The organism is Vibrio sp. Of14-4, assembly GCF_022347625.1.
In the GTDB taxonomy this organism is placed as follows: Bacteria; Pseudomonadota; Gammaproteobacteria; order Enterobacterales; family Vibrionaceae; genus Vibrio; species Vibrio pristinus.
Map to the genome: position 1 here is coordinate 39,913 of NZ_JAKRGI010000023.1, position 24,530 is coordinate 64,442.

Below are 24,530 nucleotides of genomic sequence, written 5' to 3' on the forward strand. Positions count from 1 at the left end.
AATGTATAAACATGTTCTTATTCCAGTCGATTTAAACGACGGTGGCTTTTCTGATAAAGCGCTCGAAGCAGCAATTTGGCATGCCGAACACTCTCAGGCAAAGCTCCATCTACTTAATGTCCTACCCGGGATACATATGTCTATGATAGCCACTTATTTTCCCAAAGATGCGGCTGCGAAAATGAAACAAGATGTTGAAAAACAACTTGAGTCATTTGCTCAAAAACATATACCTCAAACCATCTCATACCAAACATACGTCGTTGAAGGTAAGCCTTATACGTCTATTTTAAATTGTGCTAAACAGATCAATGCCGATCTTATCGTCATGCCTAGCCACAAACGCTCAAAATTAGACAAAGTAATGCTGGGATCAGTCGCCAGTAAAGTGGTAGAAAACTCTCCCATCAATGTTTTAGTCATTAAACCTCAAGGCTAAATTCACCGTAGAATTGAAGCTAAGGCGCATCTTGTGCGCCTAATCAATAGTTAATATCTATTGAATATATAGTTTCAATCAAATTTTAATATTGAGAATAATTATCAATAATGATCCTATCAAAGCCTATGACTGGATCATCTCATGAAAAAGACATTAACTTTTGCCTCAATTCATTTCACCATTGCGTTCAGCGTCGCTTACATTCTTACCGGTGATATTCTAATCGGCAGTCTGATTGCGATGATAGAACCTATGGTCAATACGGTTGCTTTTTACTTCCACGAACGTTTATGGCAAAGCGTGACTTATTTGAAAAAACATAATGACGCCACTGGAATAAAAACCACCAGCTTTGCGATGGTTCACTTTAGTGTTGCATTCAGTGTTGCCTATTTGCTATCAGGCAGTTGGTTGGTTGGCGGACTGATGGCCGCTGTCGAGCCGAGTATTAACACGCTTGCTTACTATTTCCACGAACGTATTTGGCAACGTAGGCTAAATATGTCGAGTGCCAAGCAAGCCATACAAGCATAAGTAAGACTAGACAGGGAAATGCGTCACGCAAAGATCTTTACTTAATCCGATTGAAAACTTTTGCGTCTGACCATCCAATTCTACCTCAAGGGAATAAAGATCATTTGGATCTGGATGGCAGGCGTCAAAGTATATTGGAGCATCGACTTGAAAAAGAGCACTAACGTGATTATTGCGCATATCTATAGGAAGTTGGTAAGTCATGCCATTAAACTTAACCAAAGCGGAGATCAAACCTGGTGAATAAGTTTTATAATGTAAGTCGACCATAAATTCACATCCCCCACCATGGTGCCAAATTTGCTCTGTGACCACATGTTCAAGACGCACACAGCGAATAAAATGCAGATATGGCTCTTTCCAAATCCCAACCCTAGCATCACACTTTGTGATTGTATGCTCACCAAGAGGGCAAAGGTCTAATTTATCCTCTTCGAGCAACAGATCGTCATCTTCTTCAATCAATAGAATTTCAAATCGGTTGCGACCCAGTTGCAGATGAGGTCGAACATCTTTTTTATACTCAGACTGTGAACCATCACAATCGAATAAAGCAATACCATTGAGCCGAACCTCGGCATGGCGCTCTATACCACCTAGTACCAGATCAACAGTTGGGTAGGCAAGCATAGCCTCATCTACCTCGATATCATGCATCAAATGCCATTCATATTGTGCAATTTTATCTTCAGAAAGAGAACTAGGAAGCTTGTCACTCAGTGGCGCTGGAAAGGAGATATCATCTTGAGGAATAGAAAGATCTGTCAGTGGTGAGAGCTGCCAAAGACCGGCAAGTGATAATTGCATAAAGCACTAAAACTGATTAGCAAAAAATTGCCAGAAATTATATAGGATTTAGGGCTTGATAGATACTTAACACCTCGCAATCCGACTAAAGAAAAACCAGCCTCTAGGCTGGTTTCGACATGAAATATAAGAAATCAGTCTTCTTCATCTTGTTCAGGATACAGGGCATCTTCACCCTCGTAGTAGGTTCCCCAACCATCATAAATAATGTCGTACTTCTCAGCGAGGTGAATTAGCTTTTCTACTTGAGCATCTATTGCCTCAGCGTTCAACGCCGATTCCATTGTCGCGTCACAGCAAAGGAGTTTATTTCCATCTTCGTCTTCAGTCTCTTCAGCTTCTAGAACCTCAAAGCCCATTTTGAACGCTTCAACAACTGCTTTTTCTAGAGTCTCAAAGTTTTCTGCAAAGAGGTGATGCTCAATGTCATACAATGCATCTGGCTCACTCCCATCTTCCAGCAAAGCTTGGATGATATCGCGAGTCTCCTCCTTTTGAATCTCAATTAATTCTTCAACTGATAGATATTCGTCTTCATGAGACATAAGTCGGCTCCAGATAGTGGCAATATTGATCAAAAATTAACGCCAAGAAATATCGCATGGATACCATTAAATTGCTACCCACAATAACGCTAGAGTAGTAACTTGATCGCTCACATCACCGAAGATAAGAACAGATTAAGCTCACAAATGGGAAAAATTAACATTTTTTTATCATCAGTGATATTCAGAACTATCTACCAAAAGTCGCCATCTATGATAAAAACTACCAATGCGTTTTTATTTTCTACTTATGCATAGATTCATTCTCATCAAAATTGCATACAAATATAGCTTTCACACTATTATCTGTTAATGTGTGAATAGGTATGCTTAAAACCTTTCTAACCTATCACTAATCATCAGAAGACATAGCGAATAGCGACGCATTGTAACACCTTTTATCCATGCCATCACTATAGGTGAAAGTAATCAAACTACAGCCCACAAACAGAATTTATCACTAAGAATAACATAAAACTCAGTCATTGACTCCGACAAATACACTTGCATCTTGATAACAAGCTTGTCATAAATAGGTAATGGAAATTATTGTAAGGATGCAGAATGAGTAAGTTATACGTAGGTTCAGAAGTAGGCCAGTTGAGGCGTGTACTCTTGGCTCGACCAGAGCGAGCACTGACACACTTAACACCTTCAAACTGCCATGAACTACTGTTTGACGATGTTCTTGCCGTAGAAGCTGCGGGAGAAGAGCATGACCAGTTTGCACAAACACTAACAAATCAAGGTGTAGAGGTTTTACTCCTCCATGATCTATTAGTCGAAACACTGTCTGTGAAAGAGGCAAAAGAGTGGCTACTAGACACCCAAATATCAGATTTTCGTTATGGTCCTACCTTTGCGAGAGATTTACGCCATTACCTATCCGATATGGATAACGAACACCTAGCCACTGTGCTGCTTGGCGGCTTGGCTTATTCAGAGTTACCAATCCAATCCTCTTCAATGCTACCCAAAATGCATCGTCCGCTGGATTTTGTGATTGAGCCTTTGCCCAATCATTTATTTACTCGTGATACATCATGCTGGGTTTATGGCGGCGTCTCTCTCAATCCAATGATGAAACCTGCAAGACAACGAGAGACCAATCATCTGAGGGCAATTTATCGTTGGCACCCTGTATTTGCAGGCCAAGATTTCATTAAATATTTTGGTGATGAAGATTTACATTATGATAATGCCAATATTGAAGGTGGCGATGTTCTTGTCATCGGAAAAGGAGCAGTTCTCGTCGGAATGTCTGAACGTAGTACACCGCAAGGGGTTGAGAATCTAGCAGCCAATCTATTCCGTCATGGCCAAGCAAAGCAAGTCATCGCTATTGATTTACCCAAACATAGATCTTGCATGCACCTAGATACCGTTATGACTCACATGGATATTGATACTTTCTCTGTTTATCCAGAAATCATGCGAAAAGACCTCGACACATGGAAGCTTACTCCAAAAGGCAGTAATGAGATGACGGTGGAGCAAGTTCCAAGTTATACCCATGCAATTGAACAAGCTCTCGGCGTTGACTACCTCAAAATTATTACTACAGGTGGCAATAATTATGAAGCAGAGCGTGAACAATGGAATGATGCCAATAATGTGTTGACCGTCAAACCAGGTGTTGTGATTGGCTATGAGCGCAACGTTTACACCAATGAAAAATATGACAAAGCGGGTATTACCGTTTTACCTATCCCTGGTAATGAGTTAGGCCGTGGGCGAGGTGGAGCTCGTTGTATGAGCTGTCCAATAGAAAGAGATAATATCTAGAACAAAGCAATAAACGAAAAAAGGGAAAAGCATTGCTTTCCCCTTTTTCAACCAAAGCTGGCTCAGTTCAAGCTCTGACACCAGATTCTAAATTAAGCGCTTTTACTTCTTCATCTAATGCTTGGAGCTTATCTTTCATCTGCTGATGGCAAATGTTAGCAAAATCTCGAATATTACCTTTATCGAAATCTTCTGAACTAACAGGTGGAAGCATCTCAACAATCACATGGCCATTATTCCAGCGGTTGAGTTTAAGGCCACATGTCGTGCTACACACAATTGGTACAACGGCAACCTTAGCTCCTACCGCCGCATGAAATGCGCCTGTTTTAAATGGCAATAAACCGCGTCCACGAGAACGCGTTCCTTCAGGAAACATCCATACCGATACTTCGCTAGCCTTCATATTATCGACAACTTGATCGATAGTACTTTTGGCTTTTGAGCGATTAGCTCTATCGATCAATATATTACCCGTCAACCAATACAATTGGCCAAACAAAGGCATCCAAGCCAAACTTTTTTTCCCTACCGTAACGACTTTAGGCGTCACAGCTGAAGATACGGTAAACAAATCCCAATTATTTTGGTGGTTGGCAATGTAGACGTGCTGTCCACGTTGGTATGCATCACTCGGTATGCGTAATTCGAGAGTGACACCAAAGACACGAGACATCTTGCTAAACAAGCGACCAAAGGTAAAAACGTGTTTGGGGTTTCGAGGGCTCAATAAGCAATAACCACAGCCAAATATAAACATCACAATGGCAAAAATCGCGATAGCCAATACACGTAATAGTGCAATCATTAGTTGTGCTCCAACAACAAAACAGTCAGTAGTCTATGTCCATGACTCTAACTGATCTTACCCTCATAAAAAAGCCGAAACTCCCGTTTCGGCTTAGCTTTGCGAGTTAGAATCAGTGAGAATCGCTAAAGCGCTCGATATTCGCTCCAAGAGCAGATAACTTATCTTCAATCTTATCGTAACCGCGATCTATATGATAAATTCTATCGACGATCGTTTCACCTTGAGCAATGCAACCTGCGATAACTAAACTGGCTGACGCACGTAAATCAGTCGCCATTACTTGAGCGCCACTCAATTCTTCTACATCGCCACAAATAACAGTGTTGCCTTCAATTTCAGCTTTTGCGCCCATGCGCATCAGTTCAGGCACGTGCATAAAGCGATTTTCGAAAATAGTTTCCGTGATCACTCCACCACCTTGAGCCATGATGTTCAGCAGAGTAAATTGTGCTTGCATATCGGTCGGAAAACCGGGGTGCGGCGCGGTTCGCACAGTCACAGCTTTTAACTCACGCTCGCGCATATCAACTGAAATCCAGTCTTCGCCAGTTTCAACTTTAGCTCCGGCCTCTTCTAACTTTGCTAACACAGCTTCAAGTAAATGGGCTTTGGTATTACGGCATACCACTTTGCCTCGTGATACCGCGGCGGCCACTAGGAAAGTCCCTGTTTCAATGCGATCTGCCACAACAGCATGTTTACCACCACCAAGGTATTCAACACCTTCAATGGTAATAGTATCTGTACCGGCACCCGATATCTTGGCACCAAGTTGATTAAGAAACTCTGCAGTATCAACAATTTCAGGCTCGCGCGCGGCATTATCTAGCACTGTCGTTCCTTGCGCCAAGGTCGCGGCACTCATTATAGTTATCGTGGCACCAACGCTGACTTTATCCATAACAATATGAGCACCTTGTAATCGCCCATCAACACTTGCCTTTACATAACCATCTTCTAGCACAATAGTTGCGCCCAACTGCTCTAAGCCATGGATATGGAGATCAACGGGTCTGGCCCCAATAGCGCAGCCACCGGGAAGTGACACTTGTCCCTGACCAAAACGAGCAACTAAAGGTCCCAGAGCCCAAATAGAAGCACGCATTGTTTTGACTAAATCATAGGGTGCACAAAACTCATGGATACCACTTGGATCAACATGCACAGAACCATTACGCTCAACTTTCGCACCCAAGCGCTTTAGCAGCTCCATTGTGGTGTCAATATCACGCAAGTGAGGAACATTGGCGACCTCTACCGGTTCTTGTGCCAAGATAGAAGCAAATAATATGGGCAATGCCGCATTTTTTGCTCCTGAAATCGTAACTTCACCGTTCAGTGGTTGCTTGGAACCTATTACTCGAAACTTATCCATTATTAACCCTTACAGAGACATCAGTTTCTTATCTCGAGCCCACTCATCTGGGGAGTAAGCCTTAATAGAAACGGCATGGATGTCATTTCGTTGAATATATTCCATCAATGGAGCATATACCAACTGTTGTTTTTTGACTCGACTCATTCCATCAAAACAAGCATCTACCGCCACGACCTCGTAATGGCTACCCTCACCTTTGACGTGAAGTTCTTCTAAATTAAGTGCTTGCTCTAAAATTTGCTGTACTTTGGCACTATCCACCACTTACCCCTGTTTACTTCTTTATATGCCCATCGATACATTCTTCAACGTTACTCAACTGAAACAAAGTTAGCAGTTGTTTTGGCACGAAACTGAGCATTATATGACAGTTTTTAATTTTTGCATGCTCTAAAAGATGAATTAGCATCACCATACCAGCAGAGTCGACTCTCTCTACCTTTTCTAAACTTAGCTCTATATTGGAGTGACTGGGATTCCATTGAGACAGAAACGCCCACAATTCTGGCACAGATTCTCTGTCAAGCACTCCTAGTATCTGATATTTGTCGTCAGATAGTTGCCGCCATTGTTCTGAGTTCATTTGTCTTTACTCTCAAAACGAATTGGTCGAGCTGCCAGTTCTTCAAGTTCTTTAGCAACGGATAAGATACCCTCTTGACGCAATTGAGTACTCCACTCTGATTGTTTGCTGGAAAGTAAACTGACTCCCTCAGCAATAATGTCAAAAGCCTTCCACTCACCCGTTTTTTTGTCTTTTCTCAATTTAAATTCGAGCTTGATATTGGGCCTTGGGCTATCGATAATGTCGACTTTCACGCCCGTAATCTTCTTGTTTGCATCTATTTTGGGCTCAGGACCAAACTCAATCTCTTGGTTAGTGTATTGAGTTAAAACCTGGGCGTAAGAGCTCACAAGATAGGCTCGAAAAGCGTTAATAAATGTACCAACATCTTCACGTTTAGCGCCTTTTAAATTAGGCCCTAATAGCTTTAATGCGGCATATTTTTCGTTGATATACGGCATTAATTCTTCTTCGACAATGACCTTCAGGTGATCTGGGTTTTTATGAACAGCCTCCTGTTCTGACTTCAGCCGATTAAAAGCTATTTCTGACACCTGCTTCATCATTTGGTAAGGCTGCGTTTTGTCAATATCAGTCGCATTCACTGTCAAGGTGACAGTATACAGAGCTAGGCTCACTAATAACCGCTTTAACATGCTTAGTCCTCTTCCTTCTTGTCTGAATCACCGCCACCAACGCTGTATAAGACTTGCCCTATCAGATCTTCTAATACCAGAGCTGATTTAGTATCTTCGATATAGTTACCATCGACCAACATCTCTTCATCATCAAAAATAAAGCCTGGTGTTAACCCTATATATTGCTCGCCTATCAAACCTGAAGTTAATATCTTCACGCTCGATGTGTCTGGAAATTGATCATATTCCGCATTAATTGACATAGTGACAACAGGAAGAAGATTTTCTTTATTGAGTCCAATATCTGCCACACGTCCGACGACTACTCCCCCAACTTTAACAGGTGAGCGTACTTTTAAGCTTCCTATATTATCGAACTCAGCTTTGAGTGTGTAAGTATCGTTAGTACCCAACCCTTTTACGTCAGCTACTTGAAAAATCATCACCAAAACTGCGCAAATTCCAGCAATAACAAAAGTGCCAACCCATAATTCAATTTTTCTTGTTTGTTGCATAATTAATTCCCAAACATCAAGGCTGTCAGTACAAAGTCTAAACCAAGTACTGCCAATGAAGAATGTACAACGGTACGAGTCGTCGCTCGACTTATCCCTTCTGAGGTCGGAATAGCGTCATACCCATTGAACAATGCTATCCAAGTTACTGTGATAGCAAATACTAAACTCTTAATTAAGCTATTGCCGATATCCTGCCCGAGTTCAACCGAAGCTTGCATAGCAGCCCAGAAGCTCCCGTGGTCAATGCCTTTCCAATCGACACCCACTAATTGGCCACCCCAAATACCCACTGCCATAAAAATCATCGCTAGCATAGGCATTGATATCACTCCTGCCCAAAAGCGCGGTGCGATAACCCTTTTTAGAGGATCGACAGCCATCATTTCCAGACTTGATAACTGCTCAGTTGCCTTCATCAAGCCAATTTCAGCGGTCAAAGCCGATCCTGCTCTACCTGCAAACAAAAGAGCAGTAACAACAGGCCCCAATTCTCGGAGCAATGACAACGCGACCATTTGCCCCAGAGCACCCTCGGCACCAAAATCCACCAGAATGATGTAACCTTGCAGGCTCAATACCATACCGATAAACAGTCCCGATAATACAATGATGATCAAAGATTGAACGCCAACGCTATACAATTGCTTAATCAATAAAGGCAGATTTTTAATTGGTTGAGGTCGAGATGCCAGAGCACCAAACATCATCAAACTTGCGCGGCCAAAAGACTCAAATACATTGAGTGTTCTTCGTCCTGTAGCGGCAATAAAGTCTGCCAGATCAAATGCCATCGAAGATCTCCTTCGCTAAAGACTGTGCTGGGAAACGAAATGGCACTGGTCCATCGGCATCCCCTTGAAGAAATTGTTGTACTTGTGGATCTGGGTTAGCTCTTAACTCTGCAGGCGTTCCCTCGGCGATAATTTTACCATTGGCCAAAATGTAGACCCAATCAGCGATACTCATTACCTCAGGAACATCATGAGACACCACCACAGAAGTAATGCCCAAAGCTTGATTTAGATTACGAATCAACTCGACCAAAACCCCCATTGTAATAGGGTCTTGACCGACAAATGGCTCATCATACATGATAAGCTCAGGGTCAAGTGCGATAGCGCGTGCCAAAGCAGCTCTCCGTGCCATCCCACCAGATAGCTCGCTTGGCATCAATTGTGCCGCACCACGTAAGCCCACAGCTTCAAGCTTAAGTAATACTAAAGTACGAATCAGTTCTTCGTTTAAATGAGTATGCTCTCGAAGCGGAAAGGCAACATTGTCAAAAACATTGAGATCAGTAAACAATGCGCCAGATTGGAACAGCATGCTCATTTTCTTTCGCTCTTGATACAATCGCTTACGACTTAATGTTGGGATATTTTTACCATCAAACCACACTTCTCCTTGTTCTGGATGAAGTTGCCCTCCAATCAGACGTAATAAGGTCGTTTTGCCTATCCCAGAAGGTCCCATAATCGCGGTAATTTTTCCGCTCGGTACATTCAGGCTAACATCATCAAATATCCGCCTTTTACCGCGGGAAAAAATTAAGTTATTAATGGTTACAAGATCAGAAGAAGACATGGCACACCCTGACTTAGCGCTTCGAATCGGCAATCATAAGCGCATTAAGTAACAATTTAAAGCACTGCTCAATGAATTATGGCTAACATTTTACTAAATAAAATTATCTCTCTTAACATAGCTGATATCGACCATCAATTTTATTGGTGAGCAATTAATTACTTCCCTTTTTTCAGTTAAACCGTCAAAATTAGCTGTTAATTTTATCCGTTTGGCCACTAAATTAAGGATCACCATGTTTGAAGCGATTGCGTTTCTGGTTGTTGGATTAGGCTTTCTAGTTTGGAGTGCTGATAAGCTCGTTTTTGGTGCTGCAGCATTAGCACGAAACATGGGTATTTCTCCCCTTGTTATCGGCATGACCATCTTAGCAATGGGTTCTTCTGCCCCAGAAATGATGGTATCAGCAACCGCTGCGTTAGGTGGCAAAACAGATACTGCGGTTGGCAACGTATTAGGCTCAAACATTGCTAATATTGCATTAATTCTTGGTATTACTGCAATGGTCAAACCCTTGTCGATTAGCTCGGCGATCCTCCGTAGAGAGTTCCCTCTAATGATTGGGGTAACCATTCTGGCTGGGGTATTACTATGGGATAGCCGACTTGGTTTTTATGAAGGTGTCTTACTGTTTGTTCTCTTTACCGCGTTTATAGTCGCTATGCTATGGATTAGCCGAAAAGAACAACAAAGCGGTCAACAGGATCCTTTACTTGAAGAACAAGAATCTGAGATACCAGAGGGTGTTAGCAATCTCAAAGCAGTAATCTGGGTAGTTGTCGGATTGGTTATCTTACCTATTGCCGCAGATACCTTGGTCGATAGTGCTGTCTACATTGCCCAATATTTTGGTATGAGTGATCTTGTGATTGGACTGACTATAATAGCGGTCGGTACGAGCTTACCAGAACTTGCTGCTTCTCTCGCTGGAGTGATGAAAGGCGAGGACGATCTGGCTGTAGGTAATATTATCGGCTCTAACGTTTTTAATATCCTTGCCGTAATGGGCATTCCCGGAGTTTTGAATCCATCCATTCTTAGTCAATATGCTATGGGAAGAGACTTTTGGATCATGCTAGGTGTCTCTTTGCTTTTAGTTGCTATGGCTTTGGGTAAATCACGAAGTATTAATCGTATTGAGGGCGCCATACTTTTCTGTTGCTTTATTACATATCAAGGATACTTAATCCTCAATATGACCGCTTAAACTTTAATTGCTGGGAGTTTGACATGTTTGACTTTCGCTCCGCTGCCCTTGCAGTGTTGAATACAGAGATCGAGGCTCTTGAACAGCTCGAACAATATATAAATGATGATTTTTCAAATATTTGTAAGCTTATTCTCAACAACCATGATGGGAAAGTTGTAGTTATGGGTATTGGAAAATCTGGTCATATTGGAAAAAAAATTGCAGCCACACTTGCTAGTACAGGTACCTCAGCATTTTTTGTTCATCCAGGCGAAGCCGCTCATGGCGATCTCGGCATGATAAAAGCTGGAGATATTCTCCTTGCGATCTCTAACTCTGGTGAATCCTCAGAGATCCTAGCTTTATTTCCAGTACTCAAACGATTAAACATTAAAGTCATAAGTATGACAGGCAAACCTTCTTCGACTATGGCGAAATTGTCTGACTATCACCTACAAGTCACCGTTCCTAGAGAGGCATGTCCTTTAGGTCTGGCTCCAACCGCCAGTACGACAGCCACTCTGGCTATGGGAGATGCGTTGGCGGTTGCTTTGCTTCAAGCACGCGGCTTCACAGCGGAAGACTTTGCTTTATCGCACCCTGGAGGCGCTTTAGGACGAAAGCTATTGCTTAGACTTTCTGATATTATGCATACAGGTGATGATCTTCCCCTAGTCACGCCTGAAACCCTAGTCAGAGACGCATTATTGGTCATTAGCCAAAAAGGCCTTGGGATGACTGCTGTTGTCGACAAGAATCAAAAACTGGTCGGTATTTTTACTGATGGTGACCTGCGCCGTATACTCGACAAGCGTGTTGACATACATAACGCAAAAATCAGCGACGTCATGACCACCCAACCTACAACGGCTAATCCCAACATTCTTGCCGCAGAGGGGCTCAACTTAATGCAGGATAAGTCGATAAATGGTCTTATTTTATGTGATAAAGATAAAGTAGTGGGTGCACTAAACATGCATGATCTATTGAAAGCAGGAGTCATGTAATGTCGACTATGATTCAAACTTTATACAAACCAGTGGAACCAAACACATTTAACATTGCCAAAGACATTAAGTTGTTGATTTGCGACGTGGATGGTGTGTTTTCTGATGGGCTCATATACATGGGTAATAATGGTGAAGAATTAAAGACTTTCCACACCAGAGATGGGTATGGTGTTAAGTCACTGTTGAACGCAGGTATCGAAGTCGCAGTCATCACTGGCCGACAGTCAAACATTGTGGAAAATCGTATGCACGCTCTTGGCATATCGCTGGTCTACCAAGGTCAGGACGACAAACTACAGGCGTACCAAGACATATGTGATAAGTTGAAAATATCACCAAAACATACTGGCTACATTGGCGATGATCTCATCGATTGGCCCGTAATGGAAAAAGTGGCATTAAAAGTGTGCGTAGCAGACGGTCATCCCTTGTTGGTACAGCGAGCAAACTATGTCACTAAAACACTTGGTGGCCATGGTGCCGTCAGAGAAGTCTGTGACCTTATCTTACAGTCTCGTAATGAACTTGAAGTCCATCAAGGTCTGAGTATATGAGCTTATCTCGTATCGGTTACCTTTTGCTGGCATTTGTTATTTCTTGGTCAACATACTATTTGATTGAGAGAAACGAGGGGTACGACATACAGGTTGAACCAAATACTGAGCTACCCATGTTTAGCGGTGAAAACCTAACCAACACCTCATTCAACGAGCAAGGTATTCGCAGCTATGTCATTACCTCTGTTAGACTTGACCACTTCGCCACAAGCGGCGATACCATTTTTGATCACCCAGTCTTAAAGGTTTACAAAGAGGGAACAACACAAGAGTGGGAGGTCACAGCTGAGCAGGGCACCTTGGATAAAGAACATGTCCTGACTCTGCGAACAAATGTACTTGCAAAAAACCTACTGCCCGAATCAGGCTTTGATACTATGTCAACCGAAATACTGAGCATTCAATTGGATAATCGTGACTTTTGGGCTGATAACCAAGTGACTTTGGTCGGACCGCAATTTGAAACAGTAGGCCAAGCGATGAAAGGTAACTTTGCCGAGAATAATGCAACCCTATACAATAACGTACAAAGTAGATATGAAACTGCCACACCTTAGCCTAATTTCTTTTTTACTAATTTCAGGACCAGTCTTAGCCTTGTCGACTGACCTAGAACAACCAGCCTATATCAATTCTGCAACTCAGCAGCTAGATATGCAGAGCAACAAAGCGACCTTTATAGGAGAGGTCACGCTCAAGCAAGGAAGTATCAATATTAATGCGGATAAGGTTATCGTCACCCGCAACCCAAAGGATGGTACAATTCAAGAAATAGAAGGGTATGGCGATCTTGCCACTTTTTCACAGCTCACTGACGATGGAAAAACACTTTACGGTGAAGCAAAAGAGCTCTACTACAAAGTCGTCAGAGACGAATTGATCATGATAGAAAAAGCGATGCTATCTCAGGATGATAGTGAAATACGCAGCAAAAAAATTCGATACAAAATTTCTGATCAGAAGCTTATCGCAGATGGAAATCAAACGGGTGAGCGTGTAAAAACAATCCTTCAGCCACAAACGATTCAAGAATAACTATGGCAAAATTAAAAGCAGAGCACTTAGCAAAGACTTACGGTAACCGACAAGTTGTTAGCGATGTAAGCCTAGAAGTGACTTCAGGGCAAATTGTTGGTCTACTCGGCCCCAATGGGGCTGGTAAAACCACGTCGTTTTACATGATAGTTGGTCTTGTCGCTCGTGATGAGGGATCCATTACCATTGACGGTAAAGATATTAGTATCCTTCCTATGCACAGCCGTTCTCGAATGGGAATTGGCTACTTACCACAAGAAGCTTCTATCTTTCGCAAACTGTCAGTTGAAGATAACATCATGGCAGTTCTGGAAACTCGTGACGAGCTTACACGCGAGCAAAGACAAGACAAACTGGAAGATTTACTTGAGGAGTTTCATATTCAGCACATTCGACACAGTGCGGGTATGGCACTCTCTGGCGGGGAACGTCGACGCGTAGAAATCGCCAGAGCTCTTGCCGCCAATCCTCAGTTCATTTTGTTGGATGAGCCCTTTGCTGGTGTCGATCCTATTTCAGTCATCGATATCAAAAAGATCATTGAACACTTACGTGATCGTGGGTTGGGTGTACTTATAACAGACCATAATGTGCGTGAGACATTGGACGTATGTGAAAAAGCATACATAGTCAGCCAAGGGCACTTGATTGCTGAAGGTACGCCAGATCAAGTGCTTAACAATGAACAAGTAAAACAAGTTTATCTCGGTGAACAATTCCGTCTATGATTAAACTGAAGAACGATAAGATTCTATAGCATCTAAGGCAAATAATACTGAATGAAACCCTCATTACAACTCAAGCTAGGACAACAGTTAGCAATGACCCCACAGTTGCAACAAGCCATTCGCTTGCTGCAACTCTCTACTCTGGATCTCCAGCAAGAGATTCAAGAAGCCTTGGACTCCAACCCTCTGTTAGAAGTAGAAGAGAACTCAGAAGACAATACTAACCTCGAAGAAAAGTCAGCGAGAGAAGAAAAAGAAAGTGGCTCTGAAGTCACAGAACCAGAGGTGAAAGACAGTTCAGAACTTATCGAAACTTCGGAAATAAGTAAAGAACTCGAAATTGATACAACATGGGAAGATGTGTACAGCGCGAATACAGGCAGTACTGGCTTAGCTTTAGATGACGACACTCCCGTATACCAAGGTGAAACCACTCAATCACTGCATGATTACCTTACTTGGCAGTTGGATTTAACCCCATTTAGTGACACGGACAGAACCATAGCTATGGCGATAATTGACGCTGTAGACGACTATGGCTACCTCACAATATCGACCCAAGATATTCTCGAAAGCTTTAACCATGAAGAAATTGAGCTTGATGAAATTGAAGCCGTTCGCAAACGCATTCAACAGTTTGATCCTTTAGGCGTTGCATCAAATAATTTGCAAGATTGCCTACTACTTCAGCTTGCCGCTTTCCCCGAGGATACTCCTTGGCTAAAAGAAGCTCAATTAGTGCTGACTGAGCATATAGATCAGCTAGGCAATCGCGATTATAAGCTGATTATAAGAGATGCGAAGCTAAAAGAGTCCGATCTTAAGGAAGCCTTAAATTTAATCCAACAATTGGACCCAAGACCTGGCAGCCGTATTGCAGCGGAACACGCTGAATATGTCATTCCAGATGTATCTGTATTTAAAGAGCATGGTAAATGGCGGGTAACCATAAACCCTGACTCTATCCCCAGACTGAAAGTCAACCAACACTATGCAGCTTTAGGAAAGGGGAACAGCTCCGATAGCCAATATATTCGCTCCAACCTACAAGAAGCGAAATGGCTGATAAAAAGTCTGGAAAGTAGAAATGAAACTTTGTTAAAAGTTGCGAAATGTATCGTTGAACATCAGCGTGACTTCTTTGAATATGGGGAAGAAGCAATGAAACCCATGGTACTCAACGATGTCGCTCTGGATGTTGATATGCACGAATCGACAATTTCAAGGGTAACGACCCAGAAGTTCATGCACACTCCAAGAGGTATTTTTGAATTAAAATATTTCTTTTCTAGCCATGTAAGTACTGATAATGGTGGAGAGTGTTCATCCACTGCAATCCGAGCTTTGATCAAAAAGTTGGTTGCTGCCGAAAATAGTGCCAAACCACTCAGTGACAGTAAGATTGCAGCTCTACTTGCTGACCAAGGGATTCAAGTCGCTAGACGAACCATAGCGAAATACCGAGAATCTCTAGGCATCGCCCCTTCGAGTCAGCGCAAACGCCTACTTTAAGGCCTTTAACCAAGAAGGAAAGTCTATGCAAATCAATATAAATGGCCACCACATTGAGCTTACAGATTCAATGCAAGACTATGTAAATGAAAAGTTTCAAAAGCTTGAGCGATTTTTTGACCATATAAATAACGTGCATGTGGTTTTAAAAGTTGAAAAACTTCGCCAGATCGCAGAAGCTACCCTTCACGTCAACCAAGGAGAGATTCATGCATCTGCGGATGAAGAAAACATATACGCTGCAATCGACTCTTTGGTTGACAAATTGGTTAGACAATTAAACAAACATAAAGAAAAGCTGAATACACATTAAATATCATGCGATTAAGTGAAATACTCTCATTGGACTGCACCAAAAGTGCAGTCCAATGCACTAGTAAAAAACGAGCTCTAGAGATGATCAGTGAAATCGTCGCGATGCGCACTGGACAAAACCCCACAGAGCTATTTGAATGTATGCTTAGCCGAGAAAAAGTCGGCAGCACTGGCATAGGTAATGGTATTGCCATACCTCATGCTCGTATGCACTCAACAGACCAAGCCATTGCGGTTCTACTACAATGTGAATCTCCTATTGAATTTGATTCAATAGACAATCGACCTGTAGACCTACTATTTGCTCTGCTAGTACCAGATGCCCAATGTAAAGAGCACCTTAAAACCCTTTCAAGCATGGCTGAAAGGCTAAATAACAAGCAAGTCCTAAAACAATTACGTAAAGCTAAATCCGACCAAGAGCTCTACGATATTATGGTTAATCACTAATGAGACTTATCATTGTCAGCGGACAATCTGGAGCGGGGAAAACGGTAGCGCTCCGTGTTCTAGAAGATTTAGGCTATTACTGTGTTGACAACTTACCGATAGATCTACTGGACAAGTTTGTTAAATCCGTCAAATCAAGTAAACAAAATGTGGCGGTTAGTATTGATATTCGTAACTTACCCACAGAACCTAACTTGCTCACTGACGTGCTGACCAAGCTAAAAAAATCTTCTGATGTGAGTTTGCTGTTTCTGGATGCGAAAAAAGATTCGCTACTAAAACGCTATAGCGAAACGCGGCGCATCCACCCATTAACACTCAGCCAAGAAAACACCTCTTTAGAACAAGCAATAGAGAAAGAGCGTAGTATCCTATCCCCACTGAAAGAGCATGCCGACTTAGTGATTGACAGTAGCAATCAATCTCTGCATGAACTGAGTGAGATGGTCAGAATGCGCATCGAAGGCCGTGAACGCAAAGATCTTGTTATGGTATTTCAGTCTTTTGGCTATAAGTATGGTTTGCCTAGTGATGCAGATTATGTGTTTGACGTGCGCTTTTTACCCAACCCCCACTGGGAGCCAGCATTGAGGCCAATGACAGGACTCGACGCACCTATCAAAGCTTTTCTGGAGAGTCATAAAGATGTACTTGATTTAAAAAAACAAATTGAGACCTTTATAGAAAATTGGTTACCTTTACTTGAGAAAAATAATCGTAGCTATTTGACTGTTGCCATCGGTTGCACAGGTGGGCAACATCGCTCAGTTTATCTTGCCCAGCAAATTGGTGAACATTTCGCTCAAATGGGACATCAAGTTCAGATCCGCCACAAAAGTCTAGAAAAAAATCACAAGGAATAACCCATGCCACACAAGAGCAGAACCGTCCTTATCCAAAACCGATTGGGGCTACACGCTCGTGCGGCGGTAAAACTTGTCGAACTTGCTCAATCGTTTGATGTTACCTTAACAATACAAAATCATGAGGGTAAAGAAGTTTGTGCAGATAGTGTAATGGGCTTGCTCATGCTTGAATCCTCGCAAGGTGAACATGTTACGATTATCGCTGAAGGTAACGATGCTCAACCCGCACTTGATGCAATTTGCCACCTGATCGAAGATAAATTCGAAGAGACGGAATAACTTTCTCACCCAAGATAAAAGAAAAATCATTCCCTTTGTATTAACTTATTAAATAAACACTAAAATTAAGTTACTATTCGACGTATTGTAAGCTTATAGAGTCAGGGGGAAGAGATGGCAGAGCAAATTGAATTCGATCAAGCTCACCAAGCCCTCCAAGAAGTTTCAGAAGCTCTAGAAAATGGCCGATTTGTCCATGTCCGGCGACAACTTCAGGACATGGAGCCAGAAGATATTGCCCATCTGTTAGAAGCCTCTCCACGAAAAAGCCGAGATGTACTTTGGCAACTCACCGATCCTGAAGATTACGGTGAAATTCTGGATGAACTTAATGAAGACGTCAAAGACGCTTTAGTCTCAAAGATGGAGCCTGAAGTGCTCGCGGAAGCCACCGAAGGCATGGACACCGATGATGTCGCCTACGTTCTGCGAAGCTTACCTGACGATGTATCACGTGAAGTCCTTTCACAAATGGACATCTCCGACCGTTTAAGGGTCGAAACAGCATTATCCTACCCTGAGGATAGCGCGGGCGGCCTGATGAACACAGATGTGATTACCATTCGTGGTGATGTCGATGTCGATGTTGTTCTTCGCTATCTGCGCATAAAAGGGGAATTACCTGAAGCAACAGATGCGCTTTACGTGATAAATGAAGACAGTCAACTTATTGGTCAGCTGCCGATCACAACCCTGATCACAACACAGCCTGATGTCAAAGTCAGTGACGTTATGGCTGATGCTGACGAAGCAATAGAAGTCACCATGAGTGACTCTGATATTGCTAGCCTTTTTGAACGGCGAAATTGGGTCTCGGCCCCTGTCATTAATGAACATCAGCATCTTGTTGGCCGAATTACTATTGATGATGTCGTAGATGTTATTCGTGAAGATGCTGAACACTCTATGATGAGTATGGCGGGTATGGATGATGATGAAGACACCTTTGCTCCGGTATTTAAATCCGCTCGCAAACGCAGTATTTGGCTAGGTGCGAATGTGCTTGCGGCGCTGGCCGCGGCGTCTGTATCAAATATGTTCGAAGCAACGTTAGAGCAAATGGCAGCGATTGCGGTTCTGATGACTATAGTGCCTTCGATGGGAGGTGTAGCAGGAAATCAAACCGTAGCACTTGTAATAAGAGGACTCGCGCTTGGTCATATCGGTGATGCAAACAAGCGTGAGCTACTGGCCAAAGAAGCGGCCATAGGCCTAGTAAACGGGATCATGTGGGCGCTAATCATAGGTGGTATTGTGGTCGCTTGGAAAGGCAATTGGATGTTGGGGGGAATTATCTCAGCAGCCATGTTAACCAATCTGCTTGTGGCAGGCATCGCTGGCGTTACCATTCCTATCCTACTGAAAAAAATGAAGATTGACCCTGCACTTGCAGGTGGAATGGCACTAACAACCGTCACGGATGTGATTGGTTTATCAGTATTTTTAGGCTTAGCGACATTTATGATTTAGCCAAACCAGAGCGTTCAACAAAGCACATCCCACACTGTGCTTTGTTGACCTCTAGAAAACACTAGTTGATATTAGGGCCTAACCATTTCTCAGCTTCCAAGTTATCCCATCCTTTGCGTTTCGCGTAACTCTCAACTTGGTCTTGCTGAATCTGAGCAATCGCAAAATAACGCGAGTCAGGATGTGAAAAATACCAGCCTGAGACCGAAGCTCCTGGCCACATGGCATAACTTGTGGTTAAAGACATCTCTATTGTCTTTTCAACGTTGAGCAATTCCCACAAGGTTGCTTTCTCTGTATGCTCAGGGCACGCTGGATAGCCAGGTGCTGGTCGAATACCTTGATATTTCTCCCTTATCAGCTCTTCATTAGATAAATTTTCATCTGTAGCATAACCCCAAATTTCTTTGCGTACTCGCTCATGAAGATACTCGGCGAACGCTTCTGCAAGCCTATCCGCCACAGCCTGAATCATAATTGCGTTATAGTCATCTCCATTGGCTTTATATTCGTCCGCCAACTCACGTTCTCCAATTCCCCCAGTCACCGCAAAGGCACCAATCCAATCGGACTTTCCGCAAGTTTTAGGTGCAATATAATCGGATAGACAGTAATTGTAGCCCTTAGGTTTTTCAGTTTGCTGGCGCAAGTTATGTAATGTTTTATAAACTTGAGTACGAGACTCATCGGTATAAACTTCAATATCATCACCAACACTTGCCGCTGGGAAAAGCGCGCACATGCCGCGAGCTTTTAATAGTCCCTCTCTTTCTACTCTATCAAGCAATTCATTGGCATCGGCAAATAATCTTTTAGCTTCTTCTCCAACTTCTTCATGTTCAAAAATTGCCGGATATTTCCCAACCAAAGACCAAGTCATAAAAAATGGAGTCCAGTCAATGTAACGACGAAGAATTGCGGCATCAAAATCATCAAACACATGTATCCCAGGTTTTGCCGGAGCCGGTGGAGTATAGCTATCCCAATCGATGGCGACTTTATTCTCTCGTGCTTGTTCAAGCGTTACTGGCTTGGTGCGCGGCTTCTTACGATTATGTTGATCACGAACTCGCACATAATCTGCATCTAGTTTTTCAATAAAGGCTGGGCGTAACTCGTCAGAAAGTAGGGATGTACATACACCCACAGCGCGAGACGCATTGTTCACATACACAACCGGATGGCGATAATTTTGTTCTATCTTGACTGCGGTGTGAGCTTTAGAAGTTGTCGCTCCGCCTATCAATAAAGGCAAGTGGTAATCAAGACGCTCCATTTCTTTAGCTACATGGACCATTTCATCAAGAGAAGGGGTAATTAAACCGGACAAGCCTATAATATCGACATTTTCTTCTTTGGCGACCTTGAGTATTTTCTCACATGGCACCATTACGCCCAGATCAATAATTTCGTAATTGTTGCATTGTAAAACGACCCCAACGATGTTTTTACCTATATCATGAACATCGCCTTTCACCGTTGCCAACAGTATCTTACCGTTAGAAGATCCGGCTTGTTTTTCGGCATTGATGAAGGGTTCTAAATGTGCGACGGCTTGCTTCATCACTCGAGCAGACTTCACTACTTGGGGAAGAAACATCTTACCCTCACCAAATAAATCACCGACCACATTCATACCGTCCATTAAAGGACCTTCAATCACCTCAAGAGGCTTAGCTGCGTTGATGCGCGCTTCTTCGGTATCCTCAACAATAAACTCGGTAATACCTTTCACCAAGGCATGTTCTAACCGTTTGGCTACGGGCCAAGTTCGCCACTCAAGCGCGCTAGCGTCTTCCTCTTTACCGACCCCTTTTTGTGCGTATTCGGCAGCGATGTCTAGTAATCGTTCGGTTGCGTCATCACGGCGATTAAGAACTACATCTTCTACAGCTTCTCTAAGCTTTTCAGGAACATTATCATAGATTTCTAACTGGCCAGCATTCACTATGCCCATATCCATACCATTACGAAAGCAATGGTAAAGAAACACAGCATGAATGGCTTCACGGACGTAATTGTTGCCCCGAAATGAAAAAGAAACGTTGGACACACCACCGGAAATCATCGCATAAGGAAGATCGCGCTTAATATCCGCAACCGCATCAATGAAATCGACCGCGTAGTTGTTATGTTCTTCGATACCCGTCGCAACGGCAAATATATTAGGATCGAAGATAATATCTTCTGCAGGGAAACCCACTTCATCAACCAAAATTCGGTATGCTTGAGTACAGATTTCCAACTTTCTCTGACGAGTTTCTGCCTGACCAATTTCATCAAACGCCATGACAATAACCGCAGCGCCATAGCGGCGAATAAGTTTTGCTTGTTCAATAAACTTATCTTTGCCTTCCTTCAAGGAAATAGAATTCACAATCCCCTTGCCTTGGATACACTTAAGCCCTGCTTCTATGACCTCCCATTTAGATGAGTCAACCATAATAGGAACTTTGGATATTTCAGGCTCTGAAGCACACAGGTTAAGGAAGCGCACCATGCATGCCTCTGCATCAAGCATACCCTCATCCATGTTTATATCGATAATTTGAGCGCCATTTTCCACTTGCTGACGAGCAACATCGAGCGCCTCATCGTATAACTCTTCTTTTATCAAACGTTTAAAACGAGCTGAACCTGTCACATTAGTTCGTTCACCCACATTAACAAATAAGGTGTTTTTCTCTATGGTCAGCGGTTCTAATCCAGAGAGACGGCACGCTACGGTTAGCTCTGGCAACTGACGAGGAGTGATAGCCTCCACAGCCTCCGCCATGTGGCGTATATGCTCAGGGGTTGTGCCACAGCATCCGCCAATTAAATTGAGAAAACCACTCTGAGCCCATTCCTTAACATGCATTGCCATGTCTTGAGGAGATAGATCATATTCGCCAAAAGCATTCGGTAACCCTGCATTAGGGTGGGCAGAAACAAATGATTCTGCAATACGGGACAATTCCTCGACATAAGGACGAAGTTCATCAGGACCAAGAGCACAATTAAGACCAAATGAAATAGGCTTTACGTGGCGAAGAGAATTATAGAAAGCTTCTGTTGTCTGTCCTGATAGTGTCCTGCCTGATGCATCTGTGATGGTGCCAGAAATCATGACAGGCAATGTCAGCCCTAATTCTTCAAACACACTATCAACTGCGAATGCACAAGCTTTGGCATTTAACGTATCAAAGATGGTTTCGATAAGTATGAGATCAGAGCCGCCTCTTATTAAAGCTTTGGTGGATTCTGAGTAAGCACTAACTAACTCATCAAAACTTACATTACGGTAACCTGGGTCATTAACATCTGGAGAAATAGAGCAAGTACGATTAGTAGGACCAAGTACACCGGCAACATAACGAGGCTTTTGTGGATTCTTTGCTGTCCATTCATCAGCCGCTGCACGGGCTAGTCTTGCAGCTTGGTAGTTAATCTCTTCGCTAAGGCTTTCCATATCGTAGTCAGCCATGGCGATGGTAGTAGCATTGAACGTATTGGTTTCAAGGATATCAGCACCTGCTTGTAGATACTCACAGTGGATAGCCTTAATCAAATCTGGTTGAGTTAATACTAAAAGATCATTGTTACCTTTAAGATCACAGTGCCAATTAGCAAAGCGCTCACCTCGGTAGTCTGCTTCCTCTAGTTTATGCCCCTGAATCATGGTGCCCATACCACCATCAATCAGCAATATACGATGTTTTAACTGAGTTTCTATCTCTTGCCTTATATTACTTCCCACGATACAGCCCCATTACTTTCCTTATTCAGCCATCCTATCACAGTTTGAAAAGGAGTCTAGACGTCTAAACGACTAAATTTCTCACCTAAGAATGACAAAAAACGTTTGCTATTTAATCACGTCGAGAAGAGAATTCTCAGACATAATTTGTCACACTTTGAGATCCCAATGTCGGTTTATTACACTCTCTGTTTTTTATCTGCCGCCGCAATGTTTATTGCCTTTATAAACAGCAAGATAGGAAAGATGCAAACAACCATTGCTATTACGGCAGGCTCAATGGTTCTATCTCTTCTTATTCTAATCGCTGGACAAAACAACTGGTTTCATCTGACCGAAATTGCTTCTGATACAGTATCAAGTATTAATTTTGAAGACTTTCTTCTCAAAGGCATATTGGGCTTTTTATTATTCGCTGGTGGTTTAGGCATTAAATTACCTCACTTAAAAAATCAGAAATGGGAAATTACCGTCCTTGCTTTGGGCGCTACTTTATTCTCAACATTTTTTATTGGATTCGTCTTATACGGCTTTTGCCAGCTACTCGGTGTTCAATTTGACCTTGTATATTGCTTGCTCTTTGGCGCACTGATTTCCCCTACCGACCCTATTGCCGTTCTTGCTATTGTCAAAAAGCTAGATGCTCCTGAGCGTATCTCCACTCAAATTGAGGGAGAATCTTTATTTAACGATGGTTTCGGCTTAGTTATATTTGTTACGCTGTTCACCATAGCATTTGGTAGTGAAGCTCCAACAGTAGGTAGCGTCACTATGCTATTTATCCAAGAAGCCATTGGCGGCATCGTATATGGATTTGCTCTTGGATTACTATTCCATTACCTGATCAGCTCAACCGACGATCACTCAATGGAGTTACTGCTAACGATAGGTGTGCCTACGGCTGGCTATGCATTTGCGGAAGTTCTGCACGTTTCAGGGCCGCTTGCTATGGTTGTATCTGGAATTATGATCGGCAACTGGACTCGATTTATTGGTTTCTCTAAAGAGAGTGAAGACCACCTTGATCACTTCTGGGAACTTGTCGATGAGTTTTTAAACGGCGTGCTGTTTCTTTTGATCGGTATGTCCATGCTACTGTTTGAATTCCATGAAGAAGATTGGATCTTAATGGCATTTTCCGTACCCTTAGTACTGGGCGCGCGTTACCTAAGTGTTTTCCTTGCGTATATCGGCTTTAAACGGCATAGAAAGTACAACCCATGGTCAGTCAAGATCCTGACTTGGGGCGGTTTAAGGGGCGGTTTAGCCCTAGCTATGGCCCTTTCTATTCCCTCAGGGATTTGGGTTATTCAAGACAAGCTTATCGACGTGAAAGAAATTATTCTCGTTATGACCTACTCAGTTGTGGTTTTTTCCATCTTAGTTCAGGGTTCAACGATTACTCCTATGATAGAAAAAGCCAAGCTTGCTGAAAAAAAGATGGAATCAGATAATAATTAATCATCATATCCAACTCTTAACATAAAGGCTCTATCAGAGCCTTTATGCTTTCCCAGAAACCTTAACACTAGTACGAAATATCTAAACTTCTAATCATAGAGAAGCAACATCGTCGTATCCTACAAATTCCTATAGCTCAAATATCAAAGCCATCGATTAAGTTAAGGAACCGTGTCTAATGGAAAGCAATAAAATAGGAGTGTTGGATAAAAGAAAACCCCAGCATTGCTGCTGGGGTTTAAGAAGAAGTGGCGGAGCGGACGGGACTCGAACCCGCGACCCCCGGCGTGACAGGCCGGTATTCTAACCAAC

General features: G+C 42.7%; 27 protein-coding genes. 16 read left to right on the forward strand and 11 right to left on the reverse strand.

The features are described 5' to 3' along the window. The first annotated feature begins 1 nt into the window (after nucleotide 1). Nucleotides 2-439 carry a universal stress protein gene (locus MHN79_RS18160; RefSeq protein ID WP_239174054.1) on the forward strand — a complete coding sequence of 146 codons (438 nt, stop codon included), beginning with the start codon at nucleotides 2-4 and terminating at the stop codon, nucleotides 437-439. Nucleotides 440-583: 144 nt separating this feature from the next. Then, a complete protein-coding gene (locus MHN79_RS18165; protein WP_239174056.1) occupies nucleotides 584-976 on the forward strand; it encodes a DUF2061 domain-containing protein in 393 nt (130 codons plus the stop codon). Nucleotides 977-982: 6 nt separating this feature from the next. Here the strand turns inward: MHN79_RS18165 and MHN79_RS18170 are convergent, their stop codons facing one another. Then, nucleotides 983-1,783 carry a hypothetical protein gene (locus MHN79_RS18170; protein WP_239174058.1) on the reverse strand — a complete coding sequence of 267 codons (801 nt, stop codon included), beginning with the start codon at nucleotides 1,781-1,783 and terminating at the stop codon, nucleotides 983-985. A gap of 134 nt (nucleotides 1,784-1,917) precedes the next feature. Then, on the reverse strand, nucleotides 1,918-2,328 hold the full coding sequence (gene rraB, locus MHN79_RS18175; RefSeq protein WP_239174060.1) for a ribonuclease E inhibitor RraB: 411 nt from the start codon (nucleotides 2,326-2,328) through the stop codon (nucleotides 1,918-1,920). A 564-nt stretch (nucleotides 2,329-2,892) separates the two neighbouring features. On the opposite strand from rraB, the gene arcA reads away from it, so the two are divergent. Continuing rightward, nucleotides 2,893-4,113, forward strand: a complete 1,221-nt coding sequence (gene arcA, locus MHN79_RS18180; RefSeq protein ID WP_239174062.1) for an arginine deiminase — start codon at nucleotides 2,893-2,895, stop codon at nucleotides 4,111-4,113. A gap of 67 nt (nucleotides 4,114-4,180) precedes the next feature. On the opposite strand, the gene MHN79_RS18185 is transcribed toward arcA, so the two are convergent. The 8 genes from MHN79_RS18185 to mlaF form a co-directional block, all read right to left on the reverse strand. Next, the gene (locus MHN79_RS18185; RefSeq protein ID WP_239174064.1) at nucleotides 4,181-4,921 is read right to left on the reverse strand and encodes a 1-acylglycerol-3-phosphate O-acyltransferase; all 741 of its coding nucleotides are present in this window, start codon (nucleotides 4,919-4,921) and stop codon (nucleotides 4,181-4,183) included. 112 nt (nucleotides 4,922-5,033) lie between these two features. After that, nucleotides 5,034-6,299, reverse strand: a complete 1,266-nt coding sequence (gene murA, locus MHN79_RS18190; RefSeq protein ID WP_239174066.1) for a UDP-N-acetylglucosamine 1-carboxyvinyltransferase — start codon at nucleotides 6,297-6,299, stop codon at nucleotides 5,034-5,036. Nucleotides 6,300-6,308: 9 nt separating this feature from the next. Then, entirely contained in the window at nucleotides 6,309-6,563 is a 255-nt protein-coding gene (ibaG, locus tag MHN79_RS18195) for a BolA family iron metabolism protein IbaG (RefSeq protein WP_160933250.1), read from the reverse strand. Between the two features lie 13 nt (nucleotides 6,564-6,576). Continuing rightward, complete coding sequence (locus MHN79_RS18200; protein ID WP_160933252.1) at nucleotides 6,577-6,885, reverse strand: STAS domain-containing protein; 309 nt, start codon at nucleotides 6,883-6,885, stop codon at nucleotides 6,577-6,579. Beyond that, nucleotides 6,882-7,523 (reverse strand): phospholipid-binding protein MlaC, encoded by a 642-nt coding sequence (gene mlaC, locus MHN79_RS18205; protein ID WP_239174068.1) that lies wholly within the window; start codon nucleotides 7,521-7,523, stop codon nucleotides 6,882-6,884. Before mlaC ends, MHN79_RS18200 begins: the two co-directional genes overlap by 4 nt. 2 nt (nucleotides 7,524-7,525) lie before the next feature. After that, nucleotides 7,526-8,020 (reverse strand): outer membrane lipid asymmetry maintenance protein MlaD, encoded by a 495-nt coding sequence (gene mlaD, locus MHN79_RS18210; RefSeq protein ID WP_152431334.1) that lies wholly within the window; start codon nucleotides 8,018-8,020, stop codon nucleotides 7,526-7,528. A 2-nt stretch (nucleotides 8,021-8,022) separates the two neighbouring features. Next, nucleotides 8,023-8,814 (reverse strand): lipid asymmetry maintenance ABC transporter permease subunit MlaE, encoded by a 792-nt coding sequence (gene mlaE, locus MHN79_RS18215; RefSeq protein ID WP_152431335.1) that lies wholly within the window; start codon nucleotides 8,812-8,814, stop codon nucleotides 8,023-8,025. Continuing rightward, complete coding sequence (gene mlaF / locus MHN79_RS18220) at nucleotides 8,804-9,607, reverse strand: phospholipid ABC transporter ATP-binding protein MlaF (protein WP_239174070.1); 804 nt, start codon at nucleotides 9,605-9,607, stop codon at nucleotides 8,804-8,806. The genes mlaE and mlaF overlap by 11 nt, the downstream gene beginning before the upstream one ends. Nucleotides 9,608-9,842: 235 nt before the next feature. Between mlaF and MHN79_RS18225 the strand changes: the two genes are divergently transcribed. The 12 genes from MHN79_RS18225 (at nucleotide 9,843) to mgtE (ending at nucleotide 19,018) form a co-directional block, all read left to right on the forward strand. Beyond that, nucleotides 9,843-10,814, forward strand: coding sequence for a calcium/sodium antiporter (locus MHN79_RS18225; protein WP_239174072.1), 972 nt, complete (start codon nucleotides 9,843-9,845; stop codon nucleotides 10,812-10,814). 23 nt (nucleotides 10,815-10,837) lie between these two features. Then, entirely contained in the window at nucleotides 10,838-11,803 is a 966-nt protein-coding gene (locus MHN79_RS18230; protein ID WP_239174074.1) for a KpsF/GutQ family sugar-phosphate isomerase, read from the forward strand. Further along, nucleotides 11,803-12,360: a 3-deoxy-manno-octulosonate-8-phosphatase KdsC gene (gene kdsC, locus MHN79_RS18235; protein WP_239174076.1), complete on the forward strand. Its 558-nt coding sequence runs from the start codon at nucleotides 11,803-11,805 to the stop codon at nucleotides 12,358-12,360. The genes MHN79_RS18230 and kdsC overlap by 1 nt, the downstream gene beginning before the upstream one ends. Beyond that, nucleotides 12,357-12,920, forward strand: coding sequence for an LPS export ABC transporter periplasmic protein LptC (gene lptC, locus MHN79_RS18240; RefSeq protein ID WP_160933268.1), 564 nt, complete (start codon nucleotides 12,357-12,359; stop codon nucleotides 12,918-12,920). The genes kdsC and lptC overlap by 4 nt, the downstream gene beginning before the upstream one ends. After that, nucleotides 12,901-13,398 carry a lipopolysaccharide transport periplasmic protein LptA gene (gene lptA, locus MHN79_RS18245; RefSeq protein WP_239174078.1) on the forward strand — a complete coding sequence of 166 codons (498 nt, stop codon included), beginning with the start codon at nucleotides 12,901-12,903 and terminating at the stop codon, nucleotides 13,396-13,398. The genes lptC and lptA overlap by 20 nt, the downstream gene beginning before the upstream one ends. A 2-nt stretch (nucleotides 13,399-13,400) precedes the next feature. Continuing rightward, nucleotides 13,401-14,126, forward strand: coding sequence for an LPS export ABC transporter ATP-binding protein (gene lptB / locus MHN79_RS18250; protein WP_160933272.1), 726 nt, complete (start codon nucleotides 13,401-13,403; stop codon nucleotides 14,124-14,126). Nucleotides 14,127-14,177: 51 nt separating this feature from the next. After that, nucleotides 14,178-15,638, forward strand: coding sequence for an RNA polymerase factor sigma-54 (locus MHN79_RS18255; RefSeq protein WP_239174080.1), 1,461 nt, complete (start codon nucleotides 14,178-14,180; stop codon nucleotides 15,636-15,638). A gap of 25 nt (nucleotides 15,639-15,663) precedes the next feature. Further along, the gene (hpf, locus tag MHN79_RS18260) at nucleotides 15,664-15,951 is read left to right on the forward strand and encodes a ribosome hibernation promoting factor (protein WP_152431343.1); all 288 of its coding nucleotides are present in this window, start codon (nucleotides 15,664-15,666) and stop codon (nucleotides 15,949-15,951) included. Nucleotides 15,952-15,956: 5 nt separating this feature from the next. After that, on the forward strand, nucleotides 15,957-16,403 hold the full coding sequence (gene ptsN / locus MHN79_RS18265; RefSeq protein WP_239174082.1) for a PTS IIA-like nitrogen regulatory protein PtsN: 447 nt from the start codon (nucleotides 15,957-15,959) through the stop codon (nucleotides 16,401-16,403). Then, the gene (rapZ, locus tag MHN79_RS18270) at nucleotides 16,403-17,266 is read left to right on the forward strand and encodes an RNase adapter RapZ (RefSeq protein ID WP_239174084.1); all 864 of its coding nucleotides are present in this window, start codon (nucleotides 16,403-16,405) and stop codon (nucleotides 17,264-17,266) included. The genes ptsN and rapZ overlap by 1 nt, the downstream gene beginning before the upstream one ends. A gap of 3 nt (nucleotides 17,267-17,269) precedes the next feature. Next, nucleotides 17,270-17,548, forward strand: a complete 279-nt coding sequence (locus MHN79_RS18275) for an HPr family phosphocarrier protein (RefSeq protein WP_160933278.1) — start codon at nucleotides 17,270-17,272, stop codon at nucleotides 17,546-17,548. Between the two features lie 114 nt (nucleotides 17,549-17,662). After that, complete coding sequence (gene mgtE, locus MHN79_RS18280) at nucleotides 17,663-19,018, forward strand: magnesium transporter (RefSeq protein WP_114787769.1); 1,356 nt, start codon at nucleotides 17,663-17,665, stop codon at nucleotides 19,016-19,018. Nucleotides 19,019-19,079: 61 nt separating this feature from the next. Here mgtE and metH read toward each other — a convergent pair whose 3' ends face one another. Further along, entirely contained in the window at nucleotides 19,080-22,757 is a 3,678-nt protein-coding gene (metH, locus tag MHN79_RS18285; RefSeq protein WP_239174086.1) for a methionine synthase, read from the reverse strand. 168 nt (nucleotides 22,758-22,925) lie between these two features. Here metH and MHN79_RS18290 point away from each other — a divergent pair, with 168 nt between their 5' ends. Next, nucleotides 22,926-24,218, forward strand: coding sequence for a sodium:proton antiporter (locus MHN79_RS18290; protein ID WP_239174088.1), 1,293 nt, complete (start codon nucleotides 22,926-22,928; stop codon nucleotides 24,216-24,218). Nucleotides 24,219-24,530 lie beyond the last annotated feature (312 nt).

Bases quoted from the DNA above. Each gene is read 5' to 3' on its own strand.
- MHN79_RS18160 (WP_239174054.1), top strand. From the start codon at position 2: ATGTATAAACATGTTCTTATTCCAGTCGATTTAAACGACGGTGGCTTT.
- MHN79_RS18165 (WP_239174056.1), top strand. From the start codon at position 584: ATGAAAAAGACATTAACTTTTGCCTCAATTCATTTCACCATTGCGTTC.
- MHN79_RS18170 (WP_239174058.1), bottom strand. From the start codon at position 1,783: ATGCAATTATCACTTGCCGGTCTTTGGCAGCTCTCACCACTGACAGAT.
- rraB (WP_239174060.1), bottom strand. From the start codon at position 2,328: ATGTCTCATGAAGACGAATATCTATCAGTTGAAGAATTAATTGAGATT.
- arcA (WP_239174062.1), top strand. From the start codon at position 2,893: ATGAGTAAGTTATACGTAGGTTCAGAAGTAGGCCAGTTGAGGCGTGTA.
- MHN79_RS18185 (WP_239174064.1), bottom strand. From the start codon at position 4,921: ATGATTGCACTATTACGTGTATTGGCTATCGCGATTTTTGCCATTGTG.
- murA (WP_239174066.1), bottom strand. From the start codon at position 6,299: ATGGATAAGTTTCGAGTAATAGGTTCCAAGCAACCACTGAACGGTGAA.
- MHN79_RS18200 (WP_160933252.1), bottom strand. From the start codon at position 6,885: ATGAACTCAGAACAATGGCGGCAACTATCTGACGACAAATATCAGATA.
- mlaC (WP_239174068.1), bottom strand. From the start codon at position 7,523: ATGTTAAAGCGGTTATTAGTGAGCCTAGCTCTGTATACTGTCACCTTG.
- mlaD (WP_152431334.1), bottom strand. From the start codon at position 8,020: ATGCAACAAACAAGAAAAATTGAATTATGGGTTGGCACTTTTGTTATT.
- mlaE (WP_152431335.1), bottom strand. From the start codon at position 8,814: ATGGCATTTGATCTGGCAGACTTTATTGCCGCTACAGGACGAAGAACA.
- mlaF (WP_239174070.1), bottom strand. From the start codon at position 9,607: ATGTCTTCTTCTGATCTTGTAACCATTAATAACTTAATTTTTTCCCGC.
- MHN79_RS18225 (WP_239174072.1), top strand. From the start codon at position 9,843: ATGTTTGAAGCGATTGCGTTTCTGGTTGTTGGATTAGGCTTTCTAGTT.
- MHN79_RS18230 (WP_239174074.1), top strand. From the start codon at position 10,838: ATGTTTGACTTTCGCTCCGCTGCCCTTGCAGTGTTGAATACAGAGATC.
- kdsC (WP_239174076.1), top strand. From the start codon at position 11,803: ATGTCGACTATGATTCAAACTTTATACAAACCAGTGGAACCAAACACA.
- lptC (WP_160933268.1), top strand. From the start codon at position 12,357: ATGAGCTTATCTCGTATCGGTTACCTTTTGCTGGCATTTGTTATTTCT.
- lptA (WP_239174078.1), top strand. From the start codon at position 12,901: ATGAAACTGCCACACCTTAGCCTAATTTCTTTTTTACTAATTTCAGGA.
- lptB (WP_160933272.1), top strand. From the start codon at position 13,401: ATGGCAAAATTAAAAGCAGAGCACTTAGCAAAGACTTACGGTAACCGA.
- MHN79_RS18255 (WP_239174080.1), top strand. From the start codon at position 14,178: ATGAAACCCTCATTACAACTCAAGCTAGGACAACAGTTAGCAATGACC.
- hpf (WP_152431343.1), top strand. From the start codon at position 15,664: ATGCAAATCAATATAAATGGCCACCACATTGAGCTTACAGATTCAATG.
- ptsN (WP_239174082.1), top strand. From the start codon at position 15,957: ATGCGATTAAGTGAAATACTCTCATTGGACTGCACCAAAAGTGCAGTC.
- rapZ (WP_239174084.1), top strand. From the start codon at position 16,403: ATGAGACTTATCATTGTCAGCGGACAATCTGGAGCGGGGAAAACGGTA.
- MHN79_RS18275 (WP_160933278.1), top strand. From the start codon at position 17,270: ATGCCACACAAGAGCAGAACCGTCCTTATCCAAAACCGATTGGGGCTA.
- mgtE (WP_114787769.1), top strand. From the start codon at position 17,663: ATGGCAGAGCAAATTGAATTCGATCAAGCTCACCAAGCCCTCCAAGAA.
- MHN79_RS18290 (WP_239174088.1), top strand. From the start codon at position 22,926: ATGTCGGTTTATTACACTCTCTGTTTTTTATCTGCCGCCGCAATGTTT.